This window comes from Bradyrhizobium sp. PRIMUS42, assembly GCF_023006515.1.
GTDB lineage: Bacteria > Pseudomonadota > Alphaproteobacteria > Rhizobiales > Xanthobacteraceae > Bradyrhizobium.
Genome location: NZ_JALBGZ010001081.1, coordinates 1 through 1,495 on the forward strand (window position 1 = coordinate 1; position 1,495 = coordinate 1,495).

The 1,495-nt window shown below is 64.7% G+C and carries 3 protein-coding genes; 1 reads left to right on the forward strand and 2 read right to left on the reverse strand.

Annotated elements, in window-relative coordinates:
• Positions 1-680: AI-2E family transporter (locus tag MOV75_RS37765; RefSeq protein WP_247007955.1), on the forward strand; the 680-nt coding region annotated here is incomplete at its 5' end.
• A gap of 16 nt (positions 681-696) precedes the next feature.
• Here the strand turns inward: MOV75_RS37765 and MOV75_RS37770 are convergent.
• The gene (locus tag MOV75_RS37770) at positions 697-993 is read right to left on the reverse strand and encodes an antibiotic biosynthesis monooxygenase (RefSeq protein WP_035673823.1); all 297 of its coding nucleotides are present in this window, start codon (positions 991-993) and stop codon (positions 697-699) included.
• 117 nt (positions 994-1,110) lie between these two features.
• Positions 1,111-1,350, reverse strand: a complete 240-nt coding sequence (locus MOV75_RS37775; RefSeq protein WP_246926584.1) for a hypothetical protein — start codon at positions 1,348-1,350, stop codon at positions 1,111-1,113.
• Between the last annotated feature and the right edge of the window lie 145 nt (positions 1,351-1,495).

Below are 1,495 nucleotides of genomic sequence, written 5' to 3' on the forward strand. Positions count from 1 at the left end.
CGCGCGGTCCATTGCCGGGCGCGGGCGCGCTGGCCTCCAGCGGCGGGGCGATCGTGAGCCAGACCTTCAAGCTGTTGCTCGGCACCATCCACGGTGTAGGCAACATCTTCATCGTGCTGTTCCTGGGATTCGCCTTCGCCGCCCAGCCCGCCGTCTATCACGACGGCCTGCTGTTCCTGGCACCGGCGAGGCACCGCACCCGCGTCACCCTCATCATCGACCGCATAGCTGAGACACTGGAGCGCTGGCTGATCGCGCAGATCATCGTCATGCTCGCGGTCGGCCTAGTGACCTGGATCGGGCTTGCCCTCATCGGCATCCCCGGCTCGTTCATCCTGGGGATTCAGGCCGGCCTGCTCGCCTTCATCCCGACCGTCGGGGCCATCATCGCCGGCGTCATCGTGGTGCTGGCAAGCCTCGCCTCGGGTTGGATCCCGGCGCTGTCGGCCTTTCTGCTCTTCATGGGCGTGCACGCCATGGAGAGCTACGTGCTGACGCCGATCCTGCAGCGGCAGGCGCTCGACATCCCGCCGGCCACGCTGTTCGCGTTCCAGATCGTGCTCGGCGTCGTGTTCGGAATCTGGGGCCTCGCGCTGGCGCTGCCGCTGGTCGCCATCGCCAAGGTCATGATCGACCATTTCAAGACGTATGAGGCGCCGCCCCTGGCCGAGGCTGCGTAATACGTCTTGAAGCAGATCAGGTCGTCAGCACGGTCTCGGTGTGCTCGACCTCAGGGGGCGAGGCAAAATACTGGCCGACGAGGCCGCGCCATTCGGTGAAATTCTCCGAGCCGCGGAAATCGACGGTGTGGTTTTCCAGCGTCGCCCATTTCACCATCAGCCGGTAGCGCTGCGGCTTCTCGATCGACTTGTGCAGCTCGAAGCCGTGAAACCCCTTGGAGCGGCCGAAAGCGGCCTTGGCCTTGGCGACGGCGGCCTCAAAGTCCTTCTCGCTGCCCGGCTTGACGTCGATTTGCGCGATCTCGGTGATCATCGGTTTCCACCCATTCTTGTTCGATCGGCGTGTCTACCGCAGCCGGTCAAAAAGAAAAAGGCGCCGAAACGGCGCCCTGGTCGGCCAAAAAATGCAGGTCTATCAGATAGAGGTCACTCAGACCAGCAGCAGAACCGTGCCCGCCACGATCAGGGCGCAACCGACGAACAGCGCGAGCGGCCAGTAGCTGCGGCGGCTTTGCGTGTAGCGCCCCTGCGCGCGGCGCTCGCTGATCAGCGCGCTCTCGTACTCATCCGCGGTCGAGAACAGACAGGCGAAACCGCTGCGTGCCGAGGCTGCAGCGGCTTCGAGCGACATCAAGGCAGCCTGCGGGTTCTGTCGACGGATCGATTCCATGACCGCAATGGTAGGGATCGAATGGTAAACAGAGGATTACCGCAGCGCCGCCTTGCGTCTCAGGCAGTGGCCGGCCGCACTTGTGGCGTACCGACCCGCGCGGCGCTCTGGCGGCGCCAGTTCTCCAGCGACAGCGGCAGCTCCT